Below are 25,610 nucleotides of genomic sequence, written 5' to 3' on the forward strand. Positions count from 1 at the left end.
AAGATGACCGAAAACCAGCTCGAACTGGAAACGCTGCTCTGGCTGGGTGAGGTCGGTTACACCCACCTCTACGGCCCGGCGATGGCGCCGGATGGCGAGGAGCCGGAGCGCTCGGGCTACCAGCAGGTGCTGCTGGAGAATCGGCTGCAGGCGGCGGTGGATCGGCTGAATCCGCAGCTTCCCGCTGCCGCCCGCGTCGACGCGGTGCGCCAGGTGGTCGATCTGGGCACGCCGGCCTTGCTGGCGGCCAACCGGCATTTCCACAAGCTGCTGGTCGGCGGCGTACCGGTGAAGGTGCAGCGCGACGGCGAGACGCGCGGCGATTTCGTCCGCCTGGTCGACTGGGCCGATGCGGCGCGCAACGAGTGGCTGGCGGTCAACCAGTTTTCGCTGAAGGGGCTGGGGCACAAAAATGCGCACACGCGCCGGCCGGACCTCGCGCTCTTCGTCAATGGCTTGCCGTTCGGACTGATCGAGCTGAAGAACCCGGCCGACGAGAATGCCGACATCTGGAAGGCTTTCGAGCAGATCCAGACCTACAAGGAGCAGATTCCCGAGGTCTTCCGCTACAACGAGCTGCTGATCGTTTCCGATGGCAGCGAGGCGCGGCTGGGTTCGCTGTCGGCGGATGCCGAGCGCTTCATGCAGTGGCGCACCATCGATGGTGTGACGCTCGACCCGCTCGGCCAGTTCAACGAACTGGAAACCCTGGTGCGCGGCGTGCTGGCGCCGGCGACGCTGCTCGATTACCTGCGTCATTTCGTGCTTTTCGAGGACGACGGCACGCTGCTCAAGAAGATTGCCGGCTATCACCAGTTCCACGCCGTGCGCGCGGCGATCCGCCAGGTGCTGGCGGCCTCGCGCCCCGGCGGCACGCAGAAGGGCGGCATCGTCTGGCACACGCAGGGCAGCGGCAAGAGCATCACGATGACCTGCTTTGCGGCGCGAGTGATGCAGGAGCCGGCGATGGAGAATCCGACCATCGTCGTCATCACCGACCGCAACGATCTCGACGGGCAGTTGTTCGGCGTCTTTTCGCTGGCCCAGGATTTGTTGCGCGAGCAGCCGGTGCAGGCCGGCACGCGCCAGGAACTGCGCAGCCTGCTGGCCAACCGGCCGTCCGGCGGCATCGTTTTTGCCACCATCCAGAAGTTCATGCCGGGCGAGGACGAGGATGTTTTCCCGCTGCTTTCGGATCGTCACAACATCGTGGTGATTGCCGACGAGGCGCACCGCACGCAATACGGTTTCGAGGCGAAGCTGAAAAAACCGAAAATCCTGCGGTCGACCGCCGAAAACGGCGAAATTTATCCGCTCGCGGCGGCCAACGAGGCGCGTGTTTTGCAAGCCGCCGAACCGGCGCCGGATGACGAGCAGCGCTATCAGGTCGGCTACGCCCAGCATCTGCGCGATGCGCTGCCCAACGCCACCTTCGTCGCTTTCACCGGCACCCCGGTGGCCTCCGAGGACCGCGACACGCGCGCCGTGTTCGGCGATTACATCCACGTTTACGACATGCAGCAGGCGCAGGAGGACGGCGCCACGGTGGCGATCTACTTCGAGTCGCGGCTGGCCAGGCTGGCGCTGAAGCAGGAGGACTTGCCGCAGCTCGACGAGGAGGTCGAGGAGCTGGCGGAGGACGAGGAGGAAAGCCAGAAGGCCCGGCTGAAGAGCCAGTGGGCGGCGCTGGAAAAGGTGGTCGGCGCCGAGCCGCGCATCGCCCGCGTCGCTGCCGACCTGGTGGCGCACTTTGAAGAACGCAACCGGGCGCAGCGAGGCAAGGCGATGGTGGTGGCGATGAGCCGCGAGATTTGCGTCCATCTCTACAACGAGATCGTCAGGCTGCGCCCGGACTGGCATGACGACGACCCGGAAAAGGGGGCGATCAAGATCGTCATGACCGGCTCGGCCAGCGACAAGGCGCTGCTGCGCCCGCACATCCACAGCGGCCAGACCAAGAAGCGCCTGGAAAAACGCTTCAAGAACCCGGACGATCCGCTGCAACTGGTCATCGTCCGCGACATGTGGCTGACCGGTTTCGACGCGCCCTGCGTGCATACGCTCTACGTCGACAAGCCGATGAAGGGGCACAACCTGATGCAGGCCATCGCCCGCGTCAATCGCGTCTTCAAGGACAAGCAGGGTGGCCTGGTGGTCGATTACATCGGCATCGCCAACGAACTGAAGAGCGCGCTCAAGGAATACACGGCGAGCCAGGGGCGCGGCCGGCCGACCGTCGATGCCGCCGAGGCCTACGCCGTACTGGCGGAAAAGCTCGACGTGCTGCGCGCCATGCTGCACGGCTTCGATTACCGCGATTTCCTGCGCGCCGGCCACCGGCTGCTGGCGGGCGCCGCCAACCACATCCTCGGCCAGAAGGACGGCAAGAAGCGGTTTGCCGATAACGTGCTGGCGATGAGCAAGGCTTTCTCGCTGTGCTGCACGCTCGACGAAGCCAAGGCGGTGCGCGAGGAAGTGGCTTTCCTGCAAGCGGTGAAGGTGATCCTGACCAAGCGCGAGCTGAGCGACAAGAAACGCAGCGATGAGGCGCGCGAGCTGGCGATCCGCCAGATCATCGGCGCCGCCGTGGTTTCCGACGAGGTGGTCGACATCTTTGACGCAGTCGGCCTGGACAAACCGAACATCGGCATCCTCGACGACGCTTTCCTCGCCGAGGTGCGCAACCTGCCCGAGCGCAACCTGGCGGTGGAACTGCTGGAACGCCTGCTCGAAGGCGAGATCCGCAGCCGTTTTGCCGGCAACCTGGTGCAGGAGCGCAAATTCTCCGAACTACTCGCCGGTGTCATCACCCGCTACCAGAACCGGGCCATCGAAACGGCGCAGGTGATCGAGGAACTGATCGAGATGGCGAAGAAGTTCCGCGCCGCCGCCAACCGTGGCGAGGCGCTGGGGCTGAGCGAGGACGAGGTGCGCTTCTACGATGCACTGGCCGACAACGAATCGGCAGTACGCGAACTCTCCGACGAGACGCTGAAGAAGATCGCCCACGAACTGACCGAGAGCCTGCGCCAGAACCTGAGCGTGGACTGGTCCGAGCGCGAAAGCGTGCGCGCCCGCCTGCGCCTGATGGTCAAGCGCATCCTGCGCAAGTACAAATACCCGCCGGATCAGCAGGATGCGGCGGTCGACCTGGTGCTGGCGCAGGCCCGGGCGCTGGGCGAGGCGTGGCTGGCGTAGGCCGCCCCAGCAGCAAAATCCCCCGCCGTGCCGGGCATGCGCTAAATTTACGGCTTTGCGAACCGCAAAGCCCGACTGCGCCTACAGGCTGGGGAATCAGGCTGACAAAATAAGAGACTGCCGGACATGAATACTATCAAAAAGCTGCTCACCGTTGCCACCAGCGTGGCCGTCCTCCTGATTCTGGCGCTGGTTGCCGTCGCCTGGTCCGGGTTCGCAGGCAACCTCGACACGGTCAAACGGGAACGCGATGTCAGCCAGCCGGCGTTGCGCGCCATGTTGCAGGCCCGCTTCAACGTCGTGCAGATCCAGCAGTTCCTGACTGACGTCTCGGCGACCGGCGACGCCGCGGGTTATGAGGAAGCACAGCAGAACCTGCAGCAGGCGAAGGCGCAACTCGACCGCTTGGCCGAGCTGACCCCGGCGCTGGCTGCGGAGATCGCCCAGTTACAGCAGGCGCTGGCGGCGTTTCACGCGGCCGGGGTGGACATGGCGCAGGCCTACGTCAGCGATGGGCGCGACGCCGGCAATGCCAAGATGAAGGCACCAGAGGTGGGATTCGACGCCCAGGCGGAAAAGCTGACGGCCCGGCTCGACCGGATGGAAGAGGAGATCACCGGACTGGCCGATGAGACGGCAGGCGCTGCCGTCAGCCTGAGCGCGTCGGCGCAGACGCAAACCTTGTGGCTCGGCATCGTTATCGCGCTCTGCCTGGTCGGCGCCGGCTGGTATCTGCAGCGTTTGCTGCTCCGCATGCTTGGCGGCGAGCCGGCACTGGCGGTTGCCGTGGCCAACCGGGTGGCCAACAACGAACTGGATTTCGCCATCCCGCTGCCGCCGGGCAGCGACGACAGCCTGCTGGCGGCGCTCAAGCGCATGCAGCAGAACCTGCTCGCCCGCACCACCGCCGAACACGAGGCAGCCCGGGAGATGCTGCGCGTCAAGATCGCGCTCGACAACGTCAGCACCGGCGTCATGATCGCCGATACCGAGCGGCGGATCATCTACGCCAACAAGTCGGTGCAGGCGCTGCTGAAGAACGCGGAAACGGAGATCCGCCGCCAGCTGCCCAGCTTCAGCGCCGACCAGCTGATCGGCCAGAGCATCGACAGCTTCCACCAGGACCCCGGGCACCAGGCCAGGCTGCTGGCTGGCCTGAGCCGGACGCATACTGCCCAGTTGCAGATCGGCGGCAGCCACATGACGGTGACCGCCAACCCGGTGATCACGGCGGACGGCGTGCGCATCGGCGCGGTCGCCGAATGGCGCGACCGCACCCTGGAAGTGCAGGCCCAGGCGGAAATCCGGAGCATTCTCGAAGCCGCCGTGCGGGGTGATTTCAGCCGCCGGATCAAGACCGGCGACAAGGAAGGCTTCTTCCTCGACATGGCGCTCGGCATGAACCAGCTGCTCGGCGTCGTGCTCGAAGCACTCGACGACGTCGCCCGCGTGCTCAACGGCCTGTCACGCGGCGACCTGTCGCAACGCATCGACCGCAACTACGAGGGCACGCTCGGCCAGTTGAAGGACGACACCAACGCCACCACCGACCAGCTGCGTGCGGTGGTTGCCCAGATCAAGCAGGCGGCCGACGCGATCGGCGTCGCCACCCGGGAAATCGCCTCGGGCAACATGGATCTCTCGCACCGCACGGAAGAACAAGCCTCCAGCCTGGAAGAAACCGCCAGTTCGATGGAGCAGCTCAACACAACGGTCAGGAACAACGCCGAACTCGCCAGCACCGCCGCCCAGCTGGCGACGAGTTCGAATGACACGGCGGTGCGCGGCGGCGCCATGGTCGGCCGCGTCGTCGACACCATGAGCGGCATCCAGGCCAGCTCGCAGAAAATCGCCGACATCATCGGCGTGATCAACGGCATTGCCTTCCAGACCAACATACTCGCCCTCAACGCCGCGGTCGAGGCGGCGCGGGCCGGCGAACAGGGGCGCGGTTTCGCCGTAGTGGCCAGCGAGGTGCGCAACCTGGCGCAACGTTCGGCCGAGGCGGCCAAGGAAATCAAGGCGCTGATCGACGAATCGGTCGGCAAGGTCGAAGATGGCGTGCAACTGGTGCACGACACCGGCAAAACCATCCACGAAGTGGTCGGCGCCTTCCAGCAACTGGCGCGACTGGTCAGCGGCATTGCCGAAGCCAGCCGGGAACAGGCGACCGGCATCGAACAGATGTCGGGCGCCGTCTCCCAGATGGACGGCGTCACGCAGCAGAACGCCGCGCTGGTCGAAGAGGCGGCGGCGGCGGCGGAGTCGCTCGAAGAACAGGTCGAGGGCCTGACGCGGGCGGTCAACGTGTTCAGCCTCGACGGGAAATCGTTGATGCTCGGCAGCGGTACCGGCGGGGTCGATTTCGACGCGATCATTCAGGCCCACCTGCAGTGGAAGCACAAACTGCAGCAATGCCTCGACGGCAAGGGCGAGCCGCTCGACCCCAACGTGGTCGGCTGCGACGACAAGTGCGCGATGGGCAAATGGATCTATTCCGACGGCAAGGCAAGCTACGGCAACGATGCCCTGTTCGAGGAGATGCGCTGCAACCATGCCGCCTTCCACAGCTGCGCCGCCGACGTGATCCGCCTCGCCCAGAAGGGCGACAAGGAAACTGCGGCACTCCGCCTGCGCGATGACTTCGCGGCGCTGTCGGCGCTCACCGTCGGCCAGATCCGGAGCATGAAGAAGCGCCACGGCCAGACCAGGACGGCGCCGGTCGCCGCAGCGCCGCAGCAAGCGGTCGCCCGACCGGCGCTGCCGGGCACGGCGAAGCGCCTGGCGCCGCCGCCACGCAACGTCAGCGACGACGAATGGGTCGAATTCTGATGCCGCTGGCGCCGTCAGTAATCGCCGGAAGCGCCGCCGCCCCCGGAACTGCCACCGCCCGACGACGACGAGTCGCTGCTCCCCGAATCCCAGGACGATGACGACGACCCGGCGCTCCAGCCGGTGTCGGCCGTCGCTTTGCCGCCGGCTTGGCCGCCGAACGACAGTGGCAGGGTAAAGACCAGGGCGAAGAGAGCATTGGCGCCGAGCAGCGCCCAGACGATCTCCGGGTCTGCCGGGAAGGCTTGCGAGAAGACGCCAAGGAACAGACCGAAGAAGAGGCCGAAGAAAGCGAACAGGATCAAGGCGCCACGCAGTTTCTGCGCCGATTCACCGGCGGCACCGCCGCGCCGCCGCCGGAAGAGCCAGTAAAGCAGCGGCACGCACAGATTGCCGAGCCAGACCGCGCCCAGCCACGCCAGGAACAGGGCGCCGTCGATCGCCGCCGCCTGCTCCCCGGCGCCGACGCTCAGTTCGGCGAGGGTGGCGGGATCACCCTGCATGCTCCGGCTCATGACGTCGAAGCCGGCGAGCAGACCATCGGCGTAGCGCTTGTCGCGGAAAGCTGGCCCATAGACGCCGTCGACGATGCGCTTGCTCAGCACGTCGGTCAGCACGCCTTCCAGCCCGTAGCCGACTTCGATGCGCATCTTGCGCTCCTTGGGCGCGACCAGCACCAGCAGGCCGTTGTCCTTGTCGGCCCGGCCGAGGCGCCAGTGCTCGAAGGTCTTGACCGCCGCCGTCTCGATGCCGTCGCCCTGCAGGTTGCCGGTGATCAGGACGGCGGCCCAGATGCCGTCCTGGCTGCGCAGTTCGGCGATGCGCCGGGTGAGCGTCGCCCGTTCCTCGGCGGAGAGCAATCCGGCCTCGTCCAGAACGTCGCCCTGGAAGGCCGGCGGCTCGAACGCGTGGGCGGCGAGCGCAACGCACGCCAGACAGAACGCCAGGCAGAGGCGCTGCCAGTTCAGAAGATTCAGGCGGGCGGCGGCCATGGTTTCCATCAGCCCGTGGCGTGCCGTTCGATCAGGCTGCGCAACAGCTCGCCGCTGGGCAACTGGAAGCTGAAGCCGATCGCCCGCAGCTGCCAGTCACCGCCGCCGGCGGTCCAGCGCGTGAAGCCGCTCAGCACGCAGTCGCTACTGCGCTTTTCGCCGGCTTCAGGCGGCGCCCCAAGCATCTGCGTGTAGGGCGTCAGGCCGGGCTGTTCGAGGATCAGGTAGGCGCGCGGCCGGGGAATCGGCGCCACCGGATCGACGCCGTCGGACCGGAAGGCAACGGTGAATTCGGCGGCCGGCGGGGCGTTGGCGAAATCCAGCGCCGGCGTGAATTCCGAGCGCTGCCGGCCGCCGAAGCCCTTTTCCCAATGCAGCCGCAGGTAGGGTGCTTCCTCTTTGGCCGACCACATGAGGTGCAGGTCGTTGCCGTTGATGCAGTACACCGGATGGGCGCTACCCTGCTCGCCCGGCCACAGCCCGCCCTGGCGCTGCTCGACGGCGAGCAGCCGGGTATCGGGCGGCGCCAGCAGGGACTGGGTGTAGATCAGCCCGACGCCGGGCAGATGGTAGCGCTGTACGGGCTGCACGGCGTGGCGCAGCGGAGTGTTGTCGGCGGGCAGCGTGCGCTGCTTGCCGATCTCGCGGGCGGCCGCATAGAGCGGCGCTTCGGCGGCGAGGAAGGCGGTGCCGGGAATGGCCAGGATGAGCAGCCCGCTGACCGCCAGCGCCAGGCTCTCGCCGCCCGTCAGCGCCGGCCTCGCCCAGCGGCCGGCCAGCAGGTGGCTGCCGAACCAGAGCGGCGGAGCGACAAACAACAGGGCGGCGTAGAAAACCGCCAGCGCCTCCGGGCCGCCGACCATGCGCGCCGGGACGATCAGCACGGCAAGCAGCAGCGGCGCCGCCAACGCCGACACCAGGCGCACGAAAAGCCAGCCGGCGACGCGCCCGGAACGCTTGAAGAGGCGGCTTTCCAGCCAGAGCAGGCCAAGCATCAGGAAGAGCAGGCCGGCCGCCGCCAGCCACCAGAGCTGGCGTTGCCCGGCGGGCATGCGCGAGAAGGTGTCGAGGACTTGCTGCCATTCCATGCTGGGGCTCCGGAAAGTGCTGCGGCCGATATGCGCCTAGTTTAACCGCCCGCCGCCTGCTGTTTTCCCCTATCCAGAATCCGCGTTTCGCCGGACAATCCGCGCCTCTCCCCGACTGCCGCCCGCCTTGCCTGCCCCGCTCCCGCCCTATCTTGCCGCTTACCCGGCCAGCCTGACCGAACCGGTCGCCCGCCTGCTCGCCGAGGGACGGCTGGGCGAGGCGCTGCGCCGCAAATACCCGACGGCGCACGCGATCCGCACCGACCGGGCGCTGCACGACTATGTCCAGGCATTGCGCGCCGACCACCTGCGCAACGCGCCGCAGCCGAGCAAGATCCTGTTCGACGGCAAGCTGCAATCAGTCGGCCGGGCGCTCGGCACGCACACGCGGATCGCCCGCGTCCAGGGCGGCAAGCTCAAGACCAAACACGAAATCCGCATCGCCGCGGTATTCCGCGAGGCGCCGCCGGAATTCCTGCGCATGATCGTCGCCCACGAGCTGGCGCATCTCAAGGAAGGCGACCACGACAAGGCCTTCTACGCCCTGTGTTGCCACATCGCGCCAGACTATCACCAGCTCGAATTCGACACCCGGGTCTATCTCTGCCACCTGGCCGCCGGCGGCGCGCCGCTGTGGCCGGCGGCTGTCTGATTTGCGACAAGCGACCCGACAGCGAGCCAGAAGAAAACAAACAAGCCACTGATTAAAAAGGGAATCCAACCCTGGCACAACGATTGCTGAAATGACTGCGAACCGATTTCCAGGAGCCCGACCGTGGAACTTCCAGTCATCAGCAACAACGCAGCGGCCGCCGAAGGTGGGGGTTGCTCTTCCAGCGGCTGCGGCAGCGCACCCGACGCGCTGGCCCACCTGCCGGAGCACATCCGCGCCAAGGTCCAGGACCACCCCTGCTATTCCGAGCAGGCGCACCACTACTTCGCCCGCATGCACGTCGCCGTGGCGCCGGCCTGCAACATCCAGTGCAATTACTGCAACCGCAAGTACGACTGTTCGAACGAATCCCGCCCGGGCGTCGTTTCCGAGCTGCTGACGCCGGACCAGGCGATCAAGAAGGTGCTCGCGGTGGCGGCCGAGATCCCGCAGATGACGGTACTCGGCATCGCCGGACCGGGAGACCCCTTGGCCAACCCGGGCCGCACTTTCGACACGTTCCGCCAGCTTTCCGAGAAGGCCCCGGACATCAAGCTGTGCGTGTCGACCAACGGGCTGTCGCTGCCCGAGCATGTCGACGAGATCGCCAAGCACAACATCGACCACGTGACGATCACCATCAACTGTGTCGATCCGGAAGTCGGCGCCAAGATCTATCCGTGGATCTACTGGCAGAACAAGCGCATCTTCGGCATCGAAGGCGCGAAGATCCTTATCGAGCAGCAGCAGAAGGGTCTGCAGATGCTGACCGAGCGCGGCATCCTGGTGAAGGTCAATTCGGTGCTGATCCCCGGCGTCAATGACCAGCACCTCAAGGAAGTCTCGAAGATCGTCAAGGAAAAGGGCGCCTTCCTGCACAACGTCATGCCGCTGATCGCCGAGGCCGAGCACGGCACCTACTACGGCATCATGGGCCAGCCGGAACCGAGCCAGGAGATGCTGCAGGAGCTGCAGGACGCCTGCGCCGGCGACATGGCGATGATGCGCCACTGCCGCCAGTGCCGCGCCGATGCGGTCGGCCTGCTCGGCGAGGACCGCGGCGACGAGTTCACCATGGACAAGATCGACGTCATGGACATCGACTACGAAGCCGCCATGGTCCGCCGCAAGCAGGTGCACGACGAGATCATCGACAAGCTGGAAGCCGAACGCGGCCTCGCCAAACCCAAGCCCAGCGACATCCCGGCAGGTTCGCGGCCGGTGCTGATGGCGGTGGCCGGCAAGAACGGCCTGGTCGCCGAACACTTCGGCCATGCCCGCGAGTTCCTGATCTACGAGGCTTCGCCGGAAGGTGTGCGTTTCATCAGCCACCGCAAGACCGAGCTTTACTGCGGCGGCATGGACGCCTGCGGCGACGGCGACCTGGTCGAGGCGGGCGGCAGCGAATCGCTGCTCGACCGCAACATCCGGATTCTGTCCGGCTGCGAGGTCGTGCTCTGCTCCAAGGTCGGTTACGAGCCCTGGGCCAAGCTGGAAGCCGCCGGCATCGCGCCGAACGGCGAACACGCGATGGAGCCGATCGAGGAAGCGGTGATGGCGGTGTACAAGGAAATCGCGGCGACCGGCAAATTGCTGCCGCAAGCCGATACTCTGAAGGTGGCGTAAATGGCACTGCAGATTACCGAATCCTGCGTCAATTGCTGGGCTTGCGTCGATGTCTGTCCGAACGACGCGATCTACGAAGACAAGCCGCACTTCCTGATCGAGCCCGACAAATGCACGGAATGCCTGGGCGACCACGCCGACCCGCAATGCGCCGCGATCTGTCCGATCGAGATGGCGATCGTCAATGAACTGGGCGAATTCCTGAACCCGCCCGGCTCGCTGACCGGCATCCCGATCGAGAAGCTGAAGGAGCTGGGATTGTGGCGGGACGCGGCGTAAGAGCTTCTTCGCCGCTGGTGGCCGACCGGGTTTGGGCCTGGTCGGCTTTGGGCGCTTCTAGTGCTTTGGACGTGCAAGCGGCTTTGGCTTCTGAAGCGCCGGGTTCCGCGCCTGACGCGCGGGCGTACTTTCTTTTTTGTGGAAAAAAGAAAGTAGCCAAAGAAAAAGCCACCCCAGGTTACGCGGTCGGCTGCGCCGACTCCCCTGCGCTACTCGAAGGGCCGGGCGGCTGCGCAACTCGGCCCTACGGGCCTCAGACAGTGCTCGCCGACTTCCCCCGGCCCTTCTCCGTTGCTCGGCGCTCCACATGGGGGCCCCGAAAACCAGCGGTATACGACGGCTTACGGTTGAAAGAGCGTTGTACTTTCAGCAGCGATCGGTTTACCGGGCCCCTTGGGAGGCGCCGAGCAACGCAGGGCCTGGCGGATAAAGGGCGAGCACTGTCTGAGCCGCGTAGCGGCGAGTTGCGCAGCCCCCGCCAGGACCGAGTAGCGCAGGGAACCCGCGCAGCGGGCGCTGACCTAGGGGTGGCCTTCTTTTTGGCTACTTTTTCTTGGCCAAACAAGAAAAAGTACGCCCGCGCGTCAGGCGCGGAAAACAGCGGATCAGTAAGCAAAACCACTAGAACAAGCACCCCAAAAACAATAAGCACCTCATCCCAATCCCAACGGCCCCTCTGACTCCATAACCAGGAACCCACCCGCATGGCCACCATCACCTTCTACGAAAAGCCCGGTTGCAAGGGCAACCTGCGCCAGAAAACCCTGCTCGCCGCCGCCGGCCACACCGTCCAGGCGAAGAATCTGAAGACCGAGCCGTGGACCGCCGAGCGCCTGCTGCAATTCCTTGCCAAGCTACCGGTTGCCCGCTGGTTCAACCCGAGCGCGCCGGCGATCAAGGCTGGGCAGATCGTGCCGGAGAACATCAGTCACGAGCACGCGCTGCAACTGCTGCTGGAAAATCCCCTGATGATCCGCCGCCCGCTGATGGAAGTCGGCGACGAGCGCATGGTCGGTTTCGATGCCGCGGCGGTCGATGCCTGGATCGGTCTGAACGGCGTCGAGCTGCCGGCGGGCAACATCGAGGCCTGCGTGCATGGTCCCGACGGACACGGTAGCTGCGGCAGCCACGATCACGACGACGAGGCAGAGCATGCCGCTTGCGGCAGCCACTGATTCCGCCGTCGAGGTCGCCCCGGGCGTCCACTGGGTGGGCGCCCTCGATCCGCACCTGCGCAGTTTCGACATTATCCTGAAGACGGCCAACGGGACGACCTACAACGCCTACGTAGTACGCGGCGAAAACGGTGTGGCGGTGATCGACACGGTCAAGGAAAGCTTTTCCGACGACTTTTTCCGCCGTCTGGAATCGGTCGCCGATTACGACGAAATCACCACCATCGTCCTCAACCACCTGGAACCGGACCACAGCGGTGCCCTGCCCGAACTGCTGCGCCGCGCGCCGCAGGCGCGGGTCTATCTGTCGAGCCGCGCCCAGATGATGCTGAAGGCGCTGTTGAAGCCAGCCGGCGGCAAGCCGCCCGAGTACATCCCGGTGACCACCGACGACAGCGTCGACCTCGGCGGCCGCACGCTGCGCTTCCTGCACACGCCTTACCTGCACTGGCCGGACACCCAGTGCACCTACCTGGTCGAGGACGGCATCCTGTTCTCTGGCGACATCTTCGGCTGCCACTTCTGCGATCCGCGCTTGTTCAGCGACCGCGTCGGCGATTTCCGCTTCTCGTTCGAGTATTACTACGCGCACATCATGCGCCCCTTCCGCGAGCATGTGCTCGACGCGGTGGCGCTGATCGAGCCGCTCGAACTGACGGCGATCGCCCCGGCGCACGGGCCGATCCTGCGCCAGCAGCCGCGCGACTATGTGCACCGCTACCGCGAGCTGGCGACGCCGCGCCTGTTCAACGAGGCGCGGGTGGAGAAGACGCTGCTCGTCTTCTACATCTCGGCCTACGGCAACACGCGGCGCATGGCCGAAGCGCTGGCAGCCGGCGCCGAGGCGCTGGGTGGCGTGCGCGTCTCGCTCTACGACCTGGAAGGCGGTGAGGCCGGCGTGTTCACCGACCTGATCGAGGAAGCCGACGCGCTCGCCTTCGGCAGCCCGACGATCAACGGCGACGCGGTCAAGCCGGTGTGGGACGTGCTGTCGTCGCTGACCACGGTCAACGTCAAGGGCAAGCTGGGTGCCGCCTTCGGCTCCTACGGCTGGAGCGGCGAGGCAGTGCGGCTGATCGAGGACCGCCTGCGCGGCCTCAAGCTGCGCGTGCCGGTGGAAGGGCTGCGCATCAAGCTGGTCCCCGACAACGGCGAACTGGCCGCCTGCCGCGACCTCGGCGAACAACTGGCGCGCCATCTGACCGGCCGTCTCGAAACCCGCGTCATCGACATGGCCGAACTGGCCTGAACCAGGAGAAAAGGAAATGCCTAAAGCGAAAGTCACCTTCGAAGACATCGGCGTCGCCGTCACCGTCCCCGCCGGCACCCGACTGATCGAGGTCTCGGAAAAGGTCGGCGCCGGCATCACCTACGGCTGCCGCGAAGGCGAATGCTGCACCTGCCTGACCAAGGTGATTTCCGGCGGCGAAAACCTCGCCCCGCCGAGCGTCCTCGAAGACCAGGTGCTGAAGGACAACATGGCCCCGCGCGGCCACCGCCTGGCTTGCCAGGCGCAGATCCTGGGCGGCGAAATCGTCGTCAAGCCGGCCTGAATCACCGCACAAAACAACACCCCAACACCCACAGAGAAACCCGCTAACCCGCTCAATCCAAAGGAAACAAGACATGGCACTCATCACTTTCAGCAGTCCGCTGCACAAGGACAAGACCGTTTACGCCGTCGCCGGCAGCCGCACCCAGACCGTGCTCACGCTGGCCAAGGAACATCACATCCCGATCGATTTCGGTTGCGAGAACGGCGACTGCGGCACCTGCCTGGTCAAGGTCTCGTCGGTCGACGCCAAGCGCAGCCCGATGGGCGCCCCGCTGACCGACCACGAAATCCGCGTGCTGCGCGAAATGGGCAAGATCACCCAGGCCGAAGTCGACAAGATGCTGGTCGACGACCTGTGCCCGACCCAATGGCGTCTCGCCTGTCAGATGGTTCTGCGCGACGAGGACCTGCTGATCGAGTACCCGAGCAAATGAGTTCGTGATGAACGGTCCGGATCGTCTGCCCTGGCGTTCGCTGCTGCAAGCCGGCCTGCTGGCCGCGCCGGCCGGCGCCGCGGCGCGCGACGATGCGAACCGTCCCCTGCTGGCCAGCCTGCTCGCCGGGCAGGCGGCCGGCGAGGGTTGCCTGCCGGCCGACCTCGGCCTGGGTGCCGAACGTCACGCGGCGCTGCTGCGCGATTATTTCCCCGGCTGCCCGCTGCCGCCAGCGCCGGATTCCCGGCTCGACCTGCCGGAAGCCGAGGAACTGCAGCGCCTGCTGCGCGACCACCTGGCGCCCGGCCTGGCCAGCGCCGACTGGATGGCCGACATCCTGACCGCCGCCTGCATCGGCCGCGACCACCTGTGGCAGGATCTCGGACTGAATGACCGCAACGAACTCAGCCAGCTGATGTTCATCAATTTCCCGGCCCTCGCCGCCGCCAACACGGGCGACATGAAGTGGAAGAAATTCCTCTATCGCCAATTCTGCGCGCGCGAGGGCATTTATGTCTGCCCCGCCCCTTCCTGCGGCGTCTGCGCCGATCACGCAAAATGTTTTGGTCCGGAGAACTGATTGCCCGCAACGCGCCGGTGCGCCGGCGTGTCACCCAGGAACGCCCGCCGCTTCACGAGCGCGCGATTGCCGCCTATCTCGGCCTGGCGATCGGCGACGCGCTGGGCGCCACCGTCGAGTTCATGACCCCGGCGGAAATTCGCCTGCAGTACGGCGTCCACGACGAAATCCGGGGCGGCGGCTGGCTGCGCCTGAAGCCCGGCCAGGTCACCGACGACACGACGATGTCGCTGGCGCTCGGCGAGGCCATCCTCGCCGCCGGCAAGGTCGACGCGCTGGCCGCCGCCGACGCCTTTGACGCCTGGATGCGTGGCAAGCCGGTCGACATCGGCAACACGGTGCGCCGCAACCTGGTCACTTTCCGCAAGAGCCGCCACCCGGAGGCGCCGCCGTCCGAACACGACGCCGGCAACGGCGCCGCCATGCGCGTGCTGCCGGTGGCGCTCGCCTGCTACGGCCAGTCGCCGCAACAGGTGATCGCCGCCAGCCGCGCCCAGGCCCACGTCACCCACCACAACGCGGTGTCCGACGCGGCCTGCGAGACGCTGGTCTTCATGGTCCAGGATTTCCTCGCCGGGCGCGACGCGCTGAGCGTCGAACGCGAACGCGCCGCCCGCCTGGTCGCCGACTTTCCCTGCTACGCCTGGGACCGCAAGCACGCCGAGAATCCGTCCGGCTACGTCGTCGACACCATACAGGCGGTATTCCAGTCGCTGTTCGCCACCGAGTGCTTCGAGGATTGCCTGATCGACATCGTCAATCGTGGCGGCGATGCCGACACCACCGGCGCCATCGCCGGCATGCTGGCCGGCGCCCGCTACGGGCTGGCGGCGATTCCCAAACGCTGGCTGCGCGGCCTCGACGAACTGACCCGGGTGCGCTGCGAAAAGCAGGCGGAAGCCCTGCTGCGTCTCGCCGAAACGCCTGTCTGAGCGGGCGGCGAGGTATCGCCAGCGGCCACAACACAGGCCGATACGCGCTGTTGCAAACCGTTACTTGCCGCCGCCGGGCCGGCTCTTTATTCTGAACTCATGCGCTGACCAGACATCAGCCTGACGGTCACCTCCCTCTCCCCCGACCCCAACAGACCGTCCAGAAAGCCTCGTACTCCCCCCGGTACGGGGCTTTCGCCTTTTCAGGCACCTTCCTGCAGCGCCGCGGCCAGGGTCGCCAACGCAGCCAGCGGCGGCGCCTCGCGCAGACGGATCATGCCGGTCGGGACGGCGGCGATTGCCGGCGGCACTGTTTCAACCACCAGATCGGCCGCATGCGGCGACTGCTCGACGACGCGCCGAGGCATCAGCGTCCAGCCAAGGCCGACCGCGACGCAGCCGAGGATGCCCTCGAGGGTGCCGAACTCCATCGCGTCGGCCAGCGCATGTCCCTGACTGCGCTGCCAGGCGAGCGCCCGGGTGCGGTAGGCGCAACCTTCTCGGAACAGGATCAGCGGCTGCTGCAGCGGATCGTGGCCGGCGGCATGGACCTGCACCAGTTCCTCGACCAGCAGTTCGCTGAACTCCAGTTCCGGGTGGATCACCGGCCCGGCGATGCAGGCGCAGTCGAGCTTGTGCTGGATCGCCCGGTCGGCGAGGCGGGCGCTGGTGTCGGTGAACACCCGCAGTTCGATCCCGGGATGGGCGGCGCGCACCGCTTTCAGGGCACGCGGCAAATGCAGCGCGGCGAAGGTCTCCATCGCGCCGATGCGCAGTTCGCCGGTCGCCTCGCCGACCTGGCGCACCGCCGCTGCCGTCTGCCGCTCCAGCATCAGCAGGCGGCGGCTGTAGTCAAGCAGGACGCGCCCGGGCGGCGCCAGTTCCAGCCCGCGTCCCTTGCGGAAGAACAATTCGGCACCGAGTTCCTCTTCCAGCCGGCGGATGCGCGCGGTGACGTTGGACTGCACGGTGTTCAGCTTGCGCGCCGCGGCGAGGATCCCGCCTTCCTCGACCACCGCCTGGAAGGTCCTGAGGGCGACCAGCTCCATGAATAAATCTCCAAAAACGAACGGTTGTATCTCAACAAATCAATTGCAGCGATAGCTTAGCCCGTTTATCGTTCTTTCACCAACCGAGGAGACAACAATAATGACCGACCAACGACAACGACTGAAAGTCCTGGGCGCCGGCATCTTCAGCCTGCTGCTGGCGCTTGGCGTGGCGCGTTTCGCCTACACGCCGCTGCTGCCGCTGATGCAACAGCAAGCCGGACTCGGCGTCGCCGACGCCGGCTGGCTGGCGGCGATCAATTACGGCGGCTACCTGAGCGGCGCCCTGCTCGCTTCGCTGATCAGCGATCTGGTGCTGAAAGACCGCCTGTTCCGCCTCGGCATGCTGCTCGCGGTGGCCAGCACGGCGCTCATGGGGCTGACTACCGAACCCTGGCTGTGGGCGGTATCGCGTTTCGTCGCCGGCTTGAGCAGCGCGGCGGCGATGCTGTTCGGCACCGGCCTCATCCTCAACTGGCTGATCCGCCATAACCACCGTAGCGAACTGGGCATCCACTTCGCCGGCATCGGCCTCGGCATCGCCGGTTGCGCCGCCGCCGTGGCGCTGATGCAGCAGTGGCTGGACTGGCGCCAGCAGTGGTTCGCGCTGACCGCGCTCGGCGCCCTGCTCGCCGTGCCGGCGCTGCGCTGGCTGCCGCCGCCCGACACCAGCGGCGTCACGCGCAGCGGCGAAAAGCTCGAGGACAATCCGCCATCGCCGCTCTTCCTGCGCCTGTTCATGGCCGCCTATTTCTGCGCTGGCGTCGGCTACGTGGTCAGCGCCACCTTCATCGTCGCCATCGTCGACCGCCTGCCCGGGCTGGCCGGCAGCGGCACCCTGGTCTTCCTGGCGCTCGGCCTGGCGGCGGCGCCGGCCTGCATCGTCTGGGATTTCGTCGCCCGGCGCACGGGCGAGCTGAACGCGCTGATCCTCGCCGCGCTGCTGCAGATCGTCGGCATCCTGCTGCCATTGGCCGGCGGCCTGCTGCCGGCGCTGGCCGGGGCGATGCTGTTCGGCGGCACCTTCATCGGCATGGTCAGTCTGGTCCTGACCATGGCCGGCCGCTACTACCCGACGCGACCGGCGAAGATGATGGGAAAGATGACGCTTTCCTACGGCCTGGCGCAGATCCTCGGCCCGGCACTGACCGGCTGGCTGGCGGCGGGCCGCGCCGGCGACTACGCGGTCGGCCTCTACCTGGCCGCGGCAGTGATGCTGGCCGGCAGCGCCCTGCTCTTCCTGCTCAAGGCGGTGCAGCGGCGCGACACCGGTGCCTCCCTCGCCCCCTGTACCTGTCCGCAGAATTGAGGACGACGAAGGCGACCACGAAACGATACGCGCCGTTGCAAACCGTTACTTGCCGCTGCCGGGCCGGCTCTCTTATTCTTAACTCATGCGCTGAACAGACATCAGCCCTGACGGTCACCTCCCCCTCCCCCGACTCCCCGGACCGTCCAGAAAGCCCCGTACTCCCCCTCCGGTACGGGGCTTTCGCCTTTTCGGGGGAGACCGGACAAGGAAAACGCGGAAGCTGCGGCCGGCGCTTCATCGGGAAAACGTTATGTTATAACATCACGAGTTCGCGCATTTCCCATCGAGGTCCGTCCCATGTCTCTCTCCCGTCGCATCCTGATCTTCTGCCTCGTCCTCTGCGCCGGCCTCGCCCGCGCCGAGCCGCTGACCGTCGGTGTCAGCCTGCTGCCGATGCAGACCTTCGTCGAACGCATCGGCGGCGAGCATGTCCGGGCCGTCGTCCTGGTGCCGCCCGGCAAGAGCCCGGCCAGTTACGAACCGACGCCGAAACAGATGCAGGCACTGGCTGCCGCGCCGCTTTATTTCCGCATCGGCGTACCGTTCGAGAAGGCCTGGCTGCCACGCCTGCAGCAAGCGCTGCCCGGACTGCGCCTGATCGACCTGCGCGACGGCCTGCCCCTGCGCCCGATCGATCTGCCTGGCAGCCACGATGGGCACGCCCACGGCAAAGGCGAAGCCGACCCCCACACCTGGCTGGCGCCGCCGCTGGTGATGCGCATGGCAGACCGCATCCGCGATGCGCTGATCGCCGTCCGGCCCGAGCTGCGTGCCGATTTCGAACGCAACCACGCGCGTTTCGTCAGCGAGCTGCAGGCGCTCGACGGCGAGTTGCGGCAGCGTCTGGCCGGCAAGCAGCAACGCCATTTCATGGTCTTCCATCCGTCGTGGGGCTATTTCGCCGACGCCTACGGCCTCACCCAGATTCCGATCGAGGCCGGCTGGAAGGAACCGGGGCCGCAAACCCTGGCGCGCCTGATCGACGAGGCGAAGCGCCGGCAGATCCGGGTCATCTTCGTCCAGCAGCAGTTCTCCCGGCGCGAGGCGGAAACCGTCGCCAGCGCCATCGGCGGCGAAGTGCTGGCGGTCGATCCGCTAGCGCCCGATTACCTCGCCAACCTGCGCCGCGTCGGCGAGACCTTCGCCCGCGTCCTGCAATGAGCGTCACCCCGGCCATCGTCCTCGACCACCTGTCGTTCGCCCGCGGCGAGCAAACCGTGCTCGACGACCTGAACGCCACCCTGTCCAGCGACGACTTCGTCGTCCTGGTCGGCCCCAACGGCGCCGGCAAGAGCACCCTGCTGCACCTGATCCTCGGCCTGCTGACGCCAACCGGCGGTAGCGTCGCGCTGCTCGGCGGCGCCCCGGCGGCGACCCGCGCCGCTGTCGGTTATGTTCCGCAGCACGGCCGTTTCGACCGGCGCTTCCCGATCGACGTCGGCGGCATGGTGCTGCAGGGCCGCCAGCCCCCCGGCTGGCACCCCGGCTGGCGGCCAACGGCAGCCGATCAGGCGGCGGTCGACGAAGCACTGGCCCGCTGCGGCATCGCCGCGCTCAGCCGGCGTCGCCTCGGCGCCCTGTCCGGCGGCGAGATGCAGCGCGCGCTGATCGCCCGTGCCCTGGCCGGCAAGCCGCGCCTGCTGCTGCTCGACGAACCGACGGCCAGCATCGACCCGGCCGGCCAGGAAGCGCTCTACGCGCTGCTCGGCGAACTCAACCGGCAGATGCCGCTGCTCGTCGTCTCGCACGACCTCAGCCTGATCAGCCGCCAGGCGCACCGGGTCTGGTGCCTGAACCGGCGCCTGCATGTCCATCCGGCGCTCGAACTGACGGCGCAAACCCTGGCCAGCCTCTACGGTTTCCCGGTGCGCGCCGTCGATCACCGCAGCGACCACGCGGAGGCCGCGTGAGTTTCCTTGCCGCACTGCTGCAACAGACCTTCCTCCAGCACGCCGTCGCCGCCTCGCTGCTTGCCGCGCTGGCCTGCGGCGTCGTCGGCGTGCTGGTCGTGCTGCGCCGCATCGCCTTCCTCGCCGGCGGCATCGCCCACGGCGCGCTGGCCGGCATGGGCGCCGCCTACCTGCTCGGCTGGCCGCCGCTGCCTGGCGCCATCGCCGCCGCGCTGCTGATGGCGGTCCTGCTCTGGCGGCTGACCACGCGCCAGCGCCACGACGAGGAGGTGCTGATCGCCGCCATGTGGTCGGTCGGCATGGCCGCCGGGCTGATCATGATCGCCCGCAGCGCTGGCGAAAACCCGGACCTGATGAGCTACCTGTTCGGCAACATCCTGATGGTCGGCCGCGACCAGCTACTGTGGATGGCCGGACTCGACCTGCTGACCCTGGGCATCGTCGCCGCCTTCTACCCGGCGATCGCCACCACCGTCTTCGACGAGGAATACGCCCGCCTGCGCGGCCTGCCGGTCGAGGCGATCCGCCTGCTGCTGCTGTTGCTGGTGGCGCTGACCGTCGTCCTGCTGATCCAGGTGGTCGGTCTGATCCTGGTCATCGCCCTGCTCACCCTGCCGGCTGCGGCCGCGCTGTCGGCCCGCTCGATGCTGGCGATGATGTGGCAGGCCGCGCTGATCGCCGGCGCCGCCTGCCTGGGCGGCCTGTGGCTGGCCTATGCGCTGGACTGGCCGGCTGGCGCCAGCATGGTGCTGCTCACCGCCGCCGCCTATCTCGTCGCCAGCCTGCGCCGCCGCTGAATTCAGTCGCGCGTCGCCTGCAGGCGGGCGGCAAGCGCCGCGTCCATGGTCTGCAGATGCGTCATGAACCAGCCCGGCAGGCTGCGCGCGTATTCGCGCGCCGCGCGCAAGCGGCCGCTGGCGACGCCACGCCCGAAAAAGGCGAGTTCGCCGAGCACCCGCAGATGCTCGGCACGATGCTCGCCGGTCGCCGGGAAACGACAAGCCTGCATCAGCTTGTCCTCGTTCTCGAAGTGCTGTTTGGTGTCCTCGCGCAACTGCGCGAAGAGCGCCGGAAACTCGGCGTCCGAAGCGGCCAGCAGGGCGTCCGCGAGATCGACGAAAGCGCGGTGGGTGGCATCCATTTCCGCCACCCCGAGGGCCATTTCGCTCTGCCAGGGCATCAGATGGCGCCGTGGTTCTCGCGCTTGTTGGCGTTGGTCTTGCCCATCGCTTCATCGAGCGCCATTTCCGGGTACTTGAACGGGGTGACCAGCAGTTCCTCATAGACGCGGACCACCTTGTCGGCGGCGCCCATACCCTTGAAGTCGCTCTTTTCCAGGCCCAGCGTCTCGCACAGCTCGGTCCACACCATGCCCTGCACCATCGGGACGAAGACGAACTGTGCACCGTTGATCGTCGACACGAAAGGCTGGTCGATATTCACCGTATACAACACGATCTGGCTGCCGGCCTTGATCTCGGCGCCGTATTTGTCGAGCAGCGCCGGCATGAACTGCAATTCGTCGAGCGAGCCAACGAGCAGCTTCAACTCGTCGCCGACGGTCATCAGCACGGCTTGCTTCATGACCTGCTGCGGCGGCTTGCGCCGGCCCTGGGCATCGGCGATTTCGCCTTCCTGCAACACCAGTTCGCCGCGATAGGCCATGCAACCAGCCAGGCTCGCCGCTTCGCAGAAATTGGCGTTGAAGAACAAGGATTGGTAACGGTCCATCAGCATTTTCTTCTTCCTTCCCTGAAGTTGATTCATCTTGGTAACGAGCCTGCAGCAATTTCCTTGCCGGCTCGTCCTTCCTTGCCGCACAAGCCAATCCGGACGCCACAGCGGACCGGCTGTCGTTTTCCCGACATACCGCTTGTCGGTTTGTCGCCGTTTTGAAACCCCAAATCCGCTAGACAAAGTGCATAATCGCCAGAAATAACCAGCCTCCCTGCAGTGACTTTGCCGACCATGCGCGCCAGCCTCCGGACCACTTGCCTGTTTGCCGTCATCATGGCTACCGCCAGTCCGGCGTTCGCCGCTGAGGCGACAGCCGCCACGCCATGGCCGACGATTGAATTCAAGGGTTTCGGAACCCTCGGCGCCGCCCGTAGCGACAGCGACGACAGCCAGTTCGTGCGCGACCTCTCGCAACCCGACGGACTGGGCAAGCACTGGAGTGGCAAGACCGACACCATGCTCGGCCTGCAGGCGAATCTGACGTTCAGCCCGCGCAGCAGCGCCGTTATGCAGGGCCTGGTGCGCTATCGCTACGACGGCAGCTGGCGTCCCGAGCTCAACCTGGCCTTCCTGCGCCACGACCTGGCGCCCGATTTCACGCTGCGCGCCGGCCGCATGGGCACCGAGTTCTACCTGCAGGCAGACGCCCGCCAGGTCGGTTACGCCAACACCATGCTGCGACCGCCAACCGACTATTTCGGGCCGATCGTCGTTTCCTACATCGACGGCATCGACGCCAGCCTGACCGGCGATACCGGCTACGGCCTGCTGCGCGGCAAGCTGTTCGCTGGCTGGGCGGCGGAGAAGACACCGGTGATCAAGCCGCACACCTGGGATCTGCGCGGTTCGCGCATGGCAGGCGCCTACCTCGACTACCTCAACGGCCCCTGGCAGCTGCGTGTCAGCCGCTCGAAGATCCGCTTCCAGCACCAGCAGCCACTCGACGCCGCAGCCGGCTTCCCGATCCTGACACTGGCACCGGAACTGAACATCAAGGGCCGTCACGCCACTTACGACAGTATCGGCCTGATCTACGACGAAGGACGGCTGCAGGTCCAGGGGCAACTCAGCAGCATCCGCTACGACACCTCCGCTTACGAGGACACCCGCGCCGGCTACCTGATGCTGGCCTACCGGGTCGGCCCGGTGACGCCCTACCTCGGCTATTCGCGCACCCGCTCCGAACAGGCCAGCCTGACCACACCGACCATCCCGGCGCTGCAATTCGCCATCCGCCAGTTCATGGCCGAAACCCACAGCGACCAGGAAACCTACACCCTGGGCGCGCGCTGGGACTTCCAGCGCAACCTGGCGCTCAAGGCGCAGCTGGACATGATCCGCGGCGACCGCGATTCGCGTTTTCCCCAGCGTTACACCGAGAAGGACTGGAACGGTCACCTGAACGTTCTCAGTCTGGCGCTCGATTTCGTCTTCTGACCCGGCATGCCGACCCGTCTCTTCCTCCTCCTGCTGCTCCTGGCCTCCGGCCTGCCGGCGCACGCCGAGCCGGTGGTCGTCATGGCGGCACGGCAGACCTCGGAGCGACTGAGCCGGGAAGAGGTGACCAACATATTTCTCGGCCGCTACCGCGCCCTGGCCTCCGGCCTGCCCGCCCAACCGATCGATCAGCCGCCGTCCAGCCCGCTACGCGGCGCCTTCTACCAGTTGCTGGTGAACAAGGACACAGCAAGCATCAACGCCTACTGGAGCCGCCTGCATTTCTCGGGCAAGGCGACGCCGCCACTGCAGGCCAGCGAGGAAAGCGAGGTCATCCGGCAGTTGCTCAACATCCCGGGCGCCATCGCCTACGTCGACCGCAAGCAGGTCGACGAACGGATGCGCATCGTTTTCGAATTCATGCCGAGGGCGACCCGTGAAAGCCGCGCTGAGCCGTGACGGCATCCTGCTCCGCTCGATCCTCGTTACCCTCCTCGCCTTCGCGCTGGTCGGTTTCGCGACACTGGCCTATACCGTGCAGGCGGCACGCAACGCGGCGCAGGAACAATCGCAGGTGCGCCTCGAACAGTTGCTCGACACCGTGCAGAGCACGCTGCGCGTCGCCTGCTTCGTCAAGGATCAGGAACTCGCCCGCGAGGTGGCCAGCGGCCTGCTGAGCAATACCGAAGTCCTGCGCGTCACCATCCACGAAGGTGACAACCAGCTGATCGACCTGCAGCGCCGCCAGACGTCGCGCCCCGACGCCGCCAACGCGCTGGAACGCAGCATCCATTCACCGTTCATCGAGGGCGACGTGATCGGCCGCATCCGTCTCGTTCCCGACCCGGAGGCGATCGCCGGCCAGGTGCGGGCCGAGATCATCGAACGCTCGCTCCAGTTGACCTGGCAGCTGACGCTGATCGCTGGTGCCATGGTGATCACCCTGCTGTTCTTCGTCATCCACCCGATCAGCGCGATTTCCAGCGAACTGCACCGGATGGACCCGACCGCCGGTGACCGCCTGCAGATTCCCGCCGGCCATGCCAATACCGAAATTGGCCGCCTGGTACACGATGTCAATGCGCTGGCCAGCCGCCTGGTGCTGGCGCTGGACGAAGAGCACACGCTGCGCCTGCAGCGCGAGATCGACGAGCGGAAATACCACGCCATCTTCGACAACGCCGAAAGCGGCATCTTCATCGTCGACCGCGACGGCCGCCTGACCTCGTGGAACCCGGCGCTCGCCCGGCTGTTCGGCATTTCCGGCAGCGAGGAGGAACAGTTGGCCCGGCGCCTCGACGCGCTGCACTGGGAAAAACCGGAACTCATTGCCGAACTGGTCGGCCAAGCCTTTACCTCGCACCAGCCGAGCACCCGTGAAGCCTGCCTGGCACGCGCCGACGGCAGCCGCTGCTGGCTCGACATCGTCCTCAGCCCGGTCGGCGACGAGCTCCTGCAGGGCATCGCCCACGACATTTCCGAGCTCAAGGCGGCCGAAGCCAGCGCCCGCCGCCAGGCACTGATCGACCCGCTGACCGGGCTGGCCAACCGCGCCGGGCTGGAACAGCATCTCGGCAACGCGATCCGCCAGCAACACCGCCAGCCCGGCGCCGGCTTCGCGCTGATCTACATCGACCTCGACCGCTTCCGGCAAATCACCGAGGGCATCGGCGTCAACGCCGGCGACGAGATTCTGCGCGCGGTCGCCGGCCGCCTCGGCACGACGGTCAAGCACAACGACATGCTGGCCAGACTGTCCGCCGACATCTTCGCGGTGATCCTGCTGGCGCTACACGACGGCGAAACCATCGAGCGGGTCACCGAACGCATCATGGCGGCACTGAGCCAGCCCTATCTGGTTGATGGCTCGCCGGTCCAGCTCAGCGCCAGCCTCGGCATCACCCGCTTCCCGGACGACGGCAGCGACGCCCCGAGCCTGCTGCGCAACGCCGAGCTGGCCTGCGACAAGGCCAAGGCCAGCGGCGGCAACTGCAGCGCTTTCTTCGACCCGGCCCTGGCCGAAGCCGCCGAGCAGCGCCGGCACATGGAAAACGACCTGCGCCAGGCGCTGCGCGAGCGGCAGTTCGAGCTTTTCTTCCAGCCCATCGTCGACATTGCCGCCGGCCGCGTTGCCGGCGCCGAAGCACTGATCCGCTGGCGCCACCCGGAACGCGGCCTGGTGCCGCCGGACCGTTTCATCCCGGTGGTCGAGCAATCCGGACTGATCGACGGCCTCGGCCTCTGGGTGCTCGACGATGCCTGCCGCCAACTGGCCGCCTGGCAGCGCGCCGGCCACCCGCATTACCTGTCGATCAACGTCTCCGGCCGGCAGATCCCGCACGGCCTGCCGCCGGCCGCCGTCGCCGAGGCGCTGGCCCGCCACGGCATTCCGGCCAGCCGGCTGGCGCTGGAAATCACCGAAGGCATCCTGCTCGCCAACATCGGCGAGGCCCAGGCCTGGCTGCAAGCGGTGCAGGCGCTCGGCGTGCGCGTCTATCTCGACGATTTCGGCACCGGCTACTCGTCGCTTTCCTACCTGAACCGCTTCCCGCTCGACACGCTGAAGATCGACCGCTCCTTCGTCCAGGACATGGCCAGCGGCAACAATGCCCACTCGCTGGTCATCGCCATCGTCGCCATGGCACGCAGCGTCGGCCTGCAGGTCGTCGCCGAGGGCGTCGAGACCGCCAGCCAACTGGAAATCCTCAGCGCCATCGGCTGCCAGTACGCGCAGGGCTACTACCTGTCACGGCCGGTCACCGCCGGTGACTTCGTCGAGGTGAGCAACGAGATCGACCGCCGCCTGGCGCCGGGCGCCTGAG

At 66.8% G+C, this 25,610-nt stretch carries 23 protein-coding genes; 18 read left to right on the top strand and 5 right to left on the bottom strand.

From position 1 onward, the window contains the following. Positions 1-3: 3 nt before the first annotated feature. Positions 4-3,198, top strand: coding sequence for a type I restriction endonuclease subunit R (locus ACE3OV_RS11425; RefSeq protein WP_374327245.1), 3,195 nt, complete (start codon positions 4-6; stop codon positions 3,196-3,198). A gap of 126 nt (positions 3,199-3,324) precedes the next feature. Beyond that, a complete protein-coding gene (locus ACE3OV_RS11430; RefSeq protein WP_374327246.1) occupies positions 3,325-6,030 on the top strand; it encodes a methyl-accepting chemotaxis protein in 2,706 nt (901 codons plus the stop codon). 14 nt (positions 6,031-6,044) lie between these two features. On the opposite strand, the gene ACE3OV_RS11435 is transcribed toward ACE3OV_RS11430, so the two are convergent. Beyond that, a complete protein-coding gene (locus ACE3OV_RS11435) occupies positions 6,045-7,031 on the bottom strand; it encodes a YgcG family protein (RefSeq protein ID WP_374327247.1) in 987 nt (328 codons plus the stop codon). Then, positions 7,031-8,110, bottom strand: a complete 1,080-nt coding sequence (locus ACE3OV_RS11440) for a hypothetical protein (protein WP_374327248.1) — start codon at positions 8,108-8,110, stop codon at positions 7,031-7,033. The genes ACE3OV_RS11435 and ACE3OV_RS11440 overlap by 1 nt, the downstream gene beginning before the upstream one ends. A gap of 127 nt (positions 8,111-8,237) precedes the next feature. Between ACE3OV_RS11440 and ACE3OV_RS11445 the strand changes: the two genes are divergently transcribed. The 9 genes from ACE3OV_RS11445 (at position 8,238) to draG (ending at position 15,343) form a co-directional block, all read left to right on the top strand. After that, complete coding sequence (locus ACE3OV_RS11445; RefSeq protein ID WP_374327250.1) at positions 8,238-8,762, top strand: YgjP-like metallopeptidase domain-containing protein; 525 nt, start codon at positions 8,238-8,240, stop codon at positions 8,760-8,762. Between the two features lie 123 nt (positions 8,763-8,885). Continuing rightward, positions 8,886-10,388, top strand: coding sequence for a nitrogenase cofactor biosynthesis protein NifB (gene nifB, locus ACE3OV_RS11450; RefSeq protein WP_374327252.1), 1,503 nt, complete (start codon positions 8,886-8,888; stop codon positions 10,386-10,388). After that, positions 10,389-10,667, top strand: a complete 279-nt coding sequence (locus ACE3OV_RS11455) for a 4Fe-4S binding protein (protein WP_374327253.1) — start codon at positions 10,389-10,391, stop codon at positions 10,665-10,667. Between the two features lie 704 nt (positions 10,668-11,371). Beyond that, positions 11,372-11,842, top strand: a complete 471-nt coding sequence (locus tag ACE3OV_RS11460; protein ID WP_374327254.1) for an ArsC/Spx/MgsR family protein — start codon at positions 11,372-11,374, stop codon at positions 11,840-11,842. Continuing rightward, on the top strand, positions 11,820-13,091 hold the full coding sequence (locus ACE3OV_RS11465) for an FprA family A-type flavoprotein (RefSeq protein WP_374327255.1): 1,272 nt from the start codon (positions 11,820-11,822) through the stop codon (positions 13,089-13,091). Before ACE3OV_RS11460 ends, ACE3OV_RS11465 begins: the two co-directional genes overlap by 23 nt. Before the next feature lie 16 nt (positions 13,092-13,107). Then, the gene (locus ACE3OV_RS11470) at positions 13,108-13,395 is read left to right on the top strand and encodes a 2Fe-2S iron-sulfur cluster-binding protein (protein ID WP_374327256.1); all 288 of its coding nucleotides are present in this window, start codon (positions 13,108-13,110) and stop codon (positions 13,393-13,395) included. A 73-nt stretch (positions 13,396-13,468) separates the two neighbouring features. Next, positions 13,469-13,831, top strand: coding sequence for a 2Fe-2S iron-sulfur cluster-binding protein (locus ACE3OV_RS11475; protein ID WP_374327257.1), 363 nt, complete (start codon positions 13,469-13,471; stop codon positions 13,829-13,831). Between the two features lie 7 nt (positions 13,832-13,838). Next, positions 13,839-14,411, top strand: a complete 573-nt coding sequence (locus tag ACE3OV_RS11480; protein WP_374327258.1) for a nitrogen fixation protein NifQ — start codon at positions 13,839-13,841, stop codon at positions 14,409-14,411. Next, positions 14,390-15,343: an ADP-ribosyl-[dinitrogen reductase] hydrolase gene (gene draG, locus ACE3OV_RS11485; RefSeq protein WP_374327259.1), complete on the top strand. Its 954-nt coding sequence runs from the start codon at positions 14,390-14,392 to the stop codon at positions 15,341-15,343. The genes ACE3OV_RS11480 and draG overlap by 22 nt, the downstream gene beginning before the upstream one ends. A 203-nt stretch (positions 15,344-15,546) precedes the next feature. Here draG and ACE3OV_RS11490 read toward each other — a convergent pair whose 3' ends face one another. Beyond that, on the bottom strand, positions 15,547-16,392 hold the full coding sequence (locus ACE3OV_RS11490; protein WP_374327260.1) for a LysR family transcriptional regulator: 846 nt from the start codon (positions 16,390-16,392) through the stop codon (positions 15,547-15,549). 100 nt (positions 16,393-16,492) lie between these two features. Between ACE3OV_RS11490 and ACE3OV_RS11495 the strand changes: the two genes are divergently transcribed. From ACE3OV_RS11495 to ACE3OV_RS11510, 4 genes are all read left to right on the top strand, one after another. Beyond that, positions 16,493-17,701, top strand: coding sequence for a YbfB/YjiJ family MFS transporter (locus ACE3OV_RS11495; RefSeq protein ID WP_374327261.1), 1,209 nt, complete (start codon positions 16,493-16,495; stop codon positions 17,699-17,701). 300 nt (positions 17,702-18,001) lie between these two features. Next, a complete protein-coding gene (locus ACE3OV_RS11500; RefSeq protein WP_374327262.1) occupies positions 18,002-18,865 on the top strand; it encodes a metal ABC transporter solute-binding protein, Zn/Mn family in 864 nt (287 codons plus the stop codon). After that, positions 18,862-19,614 carry a metal ABC transporter ATP-binding protein gene (locus ACE3OV_RS11505; RefSeq protein WP_374327263.1) on the top strand — a complete coding sequence of 251 codons (753 nt, stop codon included), beginning with the start codon at positions 18,862-18,864 and terminating at the stop codon, positions 19,612-19,614. The genes ACE3OV_RS11500 and ACE3OV_RS11505 overlap by 4 nt, the downstream gene beginning before the upstream one ends. Then, a complete protein-coding gene (locus ACE3OV_RS11510) occupies positions 19,611-20,411 on the top strand; it encodes a metal ABC transporter permease (protein WP_374327264.1) in 801 nt (266 codons plus the stop codon). Before ACE3OV_RS11505 ends, ACE3OV_RS11510 begins: the two co-directional genes overlap by 4 nt. Positions 20,412-20,413: 2 nt before the next feature. Here the strand turns inward: ACE3OV_RS11510 and ACE3OV_RS11515 are convergent, their stop codons facing one another. Then, entirely contained in the window at positions 20,414-20,794 is a 381-nt protein-coding gene (locus ACE3OV_RS11515; protein WP_374327266.1) for a bacteriohemerythrin, read from the bottom strand. Further along, positions 20,794-21,345 carry a hypothetical protein gene (locus ACE3OV_RS11520; RefSeq protein WP_374327267.1) on the bottom strand — a complete coding sequence of 184 codons (552 nt, stop codon included), beginning with the start codon at positions 21,343-21,345 and terminating at the stop codon, positions 20,794-20,796. Before ACE3OV_RS11520 ends, ACE3OV_RS11515 begins: the two co-directional genes overlap by 1 nt. A gap of 237 nt (positions 21,346-21,582) precedes the next feature. On the opposite strand from ACE3OV_RS11520, the gene ACE3OV_RS11525 reads away from it, so the two are divergent. Genes ACE3OV_RS11525 through ACE3OV_RS11535 form a run of 3 tightly spaced genes read left to right on the top strand, consistent with a single transcriptional unit; the run spans position 21,583 to position 25,609 of the window. Next, on the top strand, positions 21,583-22,788 hold the full coding sequence (locus ACE3OV_RS11525; RefSeq protein WP_374327268.1) for a hypothetical protein: 1,206 nt from the start codon (positions 21,583-21,585) through the stop codon (positions 22,786-22,788). A gap of 6 nt (positions 22,789-22,794) precedes the next feature. Continuing rightward, positions 22,795-23,247 (top strand): hypothetical protein, encoded by a 453-nt coding sequence (locus ACE3OV_RS11530; protein ID WP_374327269.1) that lies wholly within the window; start codon positions 22,795-22,797, stop codon positions 23,245-23,247. Then, positions 23,225-25,609: a putative bifunctional diguanylate cyclase/phosphodiesterase gene (locus ACE3OV_RS11535; RefSeq protein ID WP_374327270.1), complete on the top strand. Its 2,385-nt coding sequence runs from the start codon at positions 23,225-23,227 to the stop codon at positions 25,607-25,609. The genes ACE3OV_RS11530 and ACE3OV_RS11535 overlap by 23 nt, the downstream gene beginning before the upstream one ends. Position 25,610 lies beyond the last annotated feature (1 nt).

The sequence above is a fragment of the Azonexus sp. genome (assembly GCF_041909095.1).
Taxonomy (GTDB): Bacteria; Pseudomonadota; Gammaproteobacteria; order Burkholderiales; family Rhodocyclaceae; genus Azonexus.

Excerpts from the sequence above, each read along its gene's own strand:
- ACE3OV_RS11530 (WP_374327269.1), top strand. The coding sequence starts at position 22,795 with ATGCCGACCCGTCTCTTCCTCCTCCTGCTGCTCCTGGCCTCCGGCCTG.
- ACE3OV_RS11425 (WP_374327245.1), top strand. The coding sequence starts at position 4 with ATGACCGAAAACCAGCTCGAACTGGAAACGCTGCTCTGGCTGGGTGAG.
- ACE3OV_RS11470 (WP_374327256.1), top strand. The coding sequence starts at position 13,108 with ATGCCTAAAGCGAAAGTCACCTTCGAAGACATCGGCGTCGCCGTCACC.
- ACE3OV_RS11460 (WP_374327254.1), top strand. The coding sequence starts at position 11,372 with ATGGCCACCATCACCTTCTACGAAAAGCCCGGTTGCAAGGGCAACCTG.
- ACE3OV_RS11520 (WP_374327267.1), bottom strand. The coding sequence starts at position 21,345 with ATGGACCGTTACCAATCCTTGTTCTTCAACGCCAATTTCTGCGAAGCG.
- ACE3OV_RS11475 (WP_374327257.1), top strand. The coding sequence starts at position 13,469 with ATGGCACTCATCACTTTCAGCAGTCCGCTGCACAAGGACAAGACCGTT.
- ACE3OV_RS11430 (WP_374327246.1), top strand. The coding sequence starts at position 3,325 with ATGAATACTATCAAAAAGCTGCTCACCGTTGCCACCAGCGTGGCCGTC.
- ACE3OV_RS11455 (WP_374327253.1), top strand. The coding sequence starts at position 10,389 with ATGGCACTGCAGATTACCGAATCCTGCGTCAATTGCTGGGCTTGCGTC.
- ACE3OV_RS11465 (WP_374327255.1), top strand. The coding sequence starts at position 11,820 with ATGCCGCTTGCGGCAGCCACTGATTCCGCCGTCGAGGTCGCCCCGGGC.
- ACE3OV_RS11515 (WP_374327266.1), bottom strand. The coding sequence starts at position 20,794 with ATGCCCTGGCAGAGCGAAATGGCCCTCGGGGTGGCGGAAATGGATGCC.
- ACE3OV_RS11495 (WP_374327261.1), top strand. The coding sequence starts at position 16,493 with ATGACCGACCAACGACAACGACTGAAAGTCCTGGGCGCCGGCATCTTC.
- ACE3OV_RS11480 (WP_374327258.1), top strand. The coding sequence starts at position 13,839 with ATGAACGGTCCGGATCGTCTGCCCTGGCGTTCGCTGCTGCAAGCCGGC.
- ACE3OV_RS11440 (WP_374327248.1), bottom strand. The coding sequence starts at position 8,110 with ATGGAATGGCAGCAAGTCCTCGACACCTTCTCGCGCATGCCCGCCGGG.
- ACE3OV_RS11505 (WP_374327263.1), top strand. The coding sequence starts at position 18,862 with ATGAGCGTCACCCCGGCCATCGTCCTCGACCACCTGTCGTTCGCCCGC.
- ACE3OV_RS11435 (WP_374327247.1), bottom strand. The coding sequence starts at position 7,031 with ATGGAAACCATGGCCGCCGCCCGCCTGAATCTTCTGAACTGGCAGCGC.
- ACE3OV_RS11525 (WP_374327268.1), top strand. The coding sequence starts at position 21,583 with ATGCGCGCCAGCCTCCGGACCACTTGCCTGTTTGCCGTCATCATGGCT.
- draG (WP_374327259.1), top strand. The coding sequence starts at position 14,390 with ATGTTTTGGTCCGGAGAACTGATTGCCCGCAACGCGCCGGTGCGCCGG.
- ACE3OV_RS11490 (WP_374327260.1), bottom strand. The coding sequence starts at position 16,392 with ATGGAGCTGGTCGCCCTCAGGACCTTCCAGGCGGTGGTCGAGGAAGGC.
- ACE3OV_RS11500 (WP_374327262.1), top strand. The coding sequence starts at position 18,002 with ATGTCTCTCTCCCGTCGCATCCTGATCTTCTGCCTCGTCCTCTGCGCC.